General features: G+C 66.9%; 3 protein-coding genes and 1 pseudogene. 3 read left to right on the forward strand and 1 reads right to left on the reverse strand.

The features are described from left to right. A pseudogene (locus tag A5775_RS17760) lies at nt 1-500 on the forward strand (hypothetical protein); the annotation flags it as partial. Nucleotides 501-515: 15 nt separating this feature from the next. Here the strand turns inward: A5775_RS17760 and A5775_RS17765 are convergent. Then, on the reverse strand, nt 516-1,178 hold the full coding sequence (locus A5775_RS17765) for a TetR/AcrR family transcriptional regulator (RefSeq protein ID WP_067255253.1): 663 nt from the start codon (nt 1,176-1,178) through the stop codon (nt 516-518). Nucleotides 1,179-1,261: 83 nt separating this feature from the next. On the opposite strand from A5775_RS17765, the gene A5775_RS17770 reads away from it, so the two are divergent. Both A5775_RS17770 and A5775_RS17775 read left to right on the forward strand, forming a co-directional pair. After that, the gene (locus A5775_RS17770) at nt 1,262-2,170 is read left to right on the forward strand and encodes an oxygenase MpaB family protein (RefSeq protein ID WP_067255255.1); all 909 of its coding nucleotides are present in this window, start codon (nt 1,262-1,264) and stop codon (nt 2,168-2,170) included. A 94-nt stretch (nt 2,171-2,264) separates the two neighbouring features. Continuing rightward, nucleotides 2,265-3,231, forward strand: a 967-nt coding sequence (locus A5775_RS17775; protein ID WP_156660755.1) for a PPE family protein, incomplete at its 3' end; no start/stop codon positions are given.

Raw genomic sequence — 3,231 nt, forward strand, 5'->3', positions numbered from 1 at the left:
CGGTCACCAATGTCGACGTCACGCTGGGCCCCGCGGCGATCACCACGGACCTGCGCGAGATCCGCGCCGCGATCAAGGAAGCGCTGGTGCGCCACCAGGATTCGCCCGACGAGCGGTGGGCACTGCTGCCGCTGGTTCCGTTGATCCCCAAGCGGGTCTTCCGGCGACTTATCAGCGTGGCCACCGGTAGTTCAAACGCCATCGTGTCGTCCAACCTCGGTGCGATCGACTCGGCGGCCAACCGGCCCGACGGCACGGATGCCGACTATTTCGCGATGAAGTCCTTGTACCCGGGCGTGACCACCGCGACGATGCAGCGCACCAACGGAGTGCTGGCGTTGCTGTCGGGAAGGGTCCACGACCGGGTCTTCATCTCGGTCCTTGCCTACGAACTGGGCCGCGACAATTCGAATGAGGCTCTGCACCAGGCTCTTTCAAAGACGCTGAGCGACTTCTCGCTCACCGCAACGACGGGCTGGCGCACCGTTTGCCCCGCGTGAGCGGGTGAGGGGCCGCTAGGCCTCGGTACGTGTTTCGGTGAGGCGGTACAGGTTTGGTTCCGCGAGCTCGTCGAGCAGCGCGGCGAGGTGGTCGACGAGCTCGCCGGGTTCGAGCTGGACATCACCGGCCAGCCAGGCGCTGATGGTTTGCCCGACCCCGCCGACCACGAAGTGCGCGGCGGCCTTGATGCGATCGTTTGCCGGCACTTGCAACGCGTTGCCGACGTGCTGGCCGGACAACATCGCGAACAGGGCGCTGGACTCGGCGCGTTTGCGCACCACCACCGGATCGGCCAACTGCATGCTGAACAGCAGGCGGCCCACGCGGGCGTCGTCGGTGACGGTCCGCACGATGTTGGCCATGCCCGCGCGGGTCTGTTCGCCGGCCGGCACGGTGGCGACGGCGGCCTGCGTGGTGGCGGCCAGCTCGGCGACCACCCAGTCGAAAACGCAGGAGACGAATTCGTCCTTGTCGGTGAAACTCTCGTAGAAGTACCGGGCCGCCAGGCCGGCGCGGCGGCACACACCGCGGACGGTGACCGCCGAGATGTTCGGCCGCTGATCGCCGAGCAGGTCCAGGCCCGCGGCCAGCAGCCGGTTGCGGCGGGTGGCCAGCCGCTCGGGGGCCTCGACGCCGCGGTACGGCCGCCTGCTGGACGTCTCGCTCATGCAAACCATCTTGACACTAACGCCGCGGCACGACAATATCAGGAAACAAGCGTTCGCACATTAGCGGGCACGCGCTGCGGGAGGATCTGACGATGGCAATTCACGAGCCGGTGCACCCACCGATCGGGCACGTCGAGCGCCGGGCAACCGACCCGCCCCGCCCGCAGCGGCGCAAGGCCAGGCGGGCGCTGGGTATCGACGAGGGTCTGATGGGCGTCGCCCTGCTGGCCGGCCCGGCGAACGTGATCATGCAACTGGCGCACCCCGGCGTGGGATACGGCGTCATGGAGAGCCGCGTCGAAAGCGGCCGGGTCGACCTGCACCCCTTCAAGCGGGCCCGCACCACGTTCACCTACCTGGCGGTGGCGACCAACGGCAGCGATGCTCAGAAGGACGCCTTCCGCCGGGCGGTGAACAAGGCTCACGCGCAGGTTTATTCGACGCCGGAAAGTCCGGTGGCCTACAACGCCTTCGATCCCGCACTGCAGCTGTGGGTGGGGGCCTGCCTGTACAAGGGCGGGCTCGACATCTACCGGATGTTCATCGGTGAACTCGACGGCGAGGACGCGGAGCGTCACTACCGCGAGGGCATGGCGCTGGCCACGACGTTGCAGGTGCCGCCGAAGATGTGGCCGGCGGATCGGGCGGCGTTCGACCGTTACTGGGAAGAGTCGCTGGAAAAGGTGCACATCGACGACGCCGTGCGCGAGTACCTGTACCCGATCGCCGCCAACCGGATCCGGGGCGTGAGGCTGCCCGGCCCCGTGCAGCGCCTCTCCGAGGGCTTCTCGCTGATGATCACGACGGGCTTCTTGCCGCAGCGGTTCCGCGACGAGATGCGGTTGCCCTGGGATGCGACCAAGCAGCGGCGCTTCGACAGGTTGATCGCCGTATTGGCCACGGGGAACCGGTACCTGCCGCGATTCATCCGGCAATTTCCCTTCAACGTCTTGCTGCACGACCTGGATCGAAGGATCAAGAAGGGGCGTCCGCTGGTGTAGCGCGCACGGCGGATGCGTCCGCTAAGTTGATAACGACAATCATATTCATTAAGCTCTCCTCAGTCTGGTAGGCCTTCCAGCCCGAGGAGTACCTATGACGGCGCCGATTTTCATGGCCTTGCCGCCCGAACTGCATTCCGCGCTGCTCAGCAGCGGCCCCGGGCCCGCGCCGCTGCTGGCGGCCGCAGGTGCGTGGTCCGAACTGAGCACCGAATATGCTTCCGCGGCAGAACAATTGAGCACGTTGCTGGCGGGGGTCCAGGCGGGGGCATGGGAGGGGCCCACCGCAGAATCCTATGTGGCCGCGCACGCCCCGTATCTGGCGTGGCTGGCGAAGTCCAGCGCGGATAGCGCGGTGGCCGCCACGCAACACGAGGTGGCCGCGACCGCCTACACCGCCGCGCTGGCCGCCATGCCCACGCTGCCCGAACTCGCCACCAACCACGCCGTGCACGGAGCGTTGCTGGCAACGAATTTCTTCGGCATCAACACGGTTCCGATCGCCGTCAATGAGGCCGACTACGCGCGGATGTGGACCCAGGCGGCGGCCACGATGACCACCTACCAAGCTGTGTCTACCGCCGCGGTCGCCTCGACACCGCAAACAGACCCGGCGCCGCCGATCGTGAAATCCGATGCGGCAAGCGATGATCCGGGCGACGCGGATCATGACCCCAAGATCGACAATCCGTTCAACCAATTCATTGCGAACATCCTGCGTAATCTGGGGATCGACTGGGACCCGGCCAAGGGAACCGTCAACGGGCTGGAGTACGACGCCTACACGAACGCCGGGCAACCCATCTTCTGGGTGGTGCGCGCCCTGGAGCTTTTGGAAGATTTCGAGCAGTTCGGCTATTACCTGGTGCACAACCCGGCGTTGGCCTTCCAGTACCTGGCGCAGCTCATCCTGTTCGACTGGCCGACGCACATCCTCGAGATTTTCGTCAGCCAGCCGGAGTTGTTGGCCCCCGCGCTCCTGCTCGCGGCGGCGCCCTTCGCCGCCGTCGGTGGCTTCGCCGGGCTGGCCGGCCTCGCCGCCATTCCCCACCCCGCGGCCG

The organism is Mycobacterium sp. 852002-10029_SCH5224772 (genome assembly GCF_001667315.1).
Taxonomy (GTDB): Bacteria; Actinomycetota; Actinomycetes; order Mycobacteriales; family Mycobacteriaceae; genus Mycobacterium.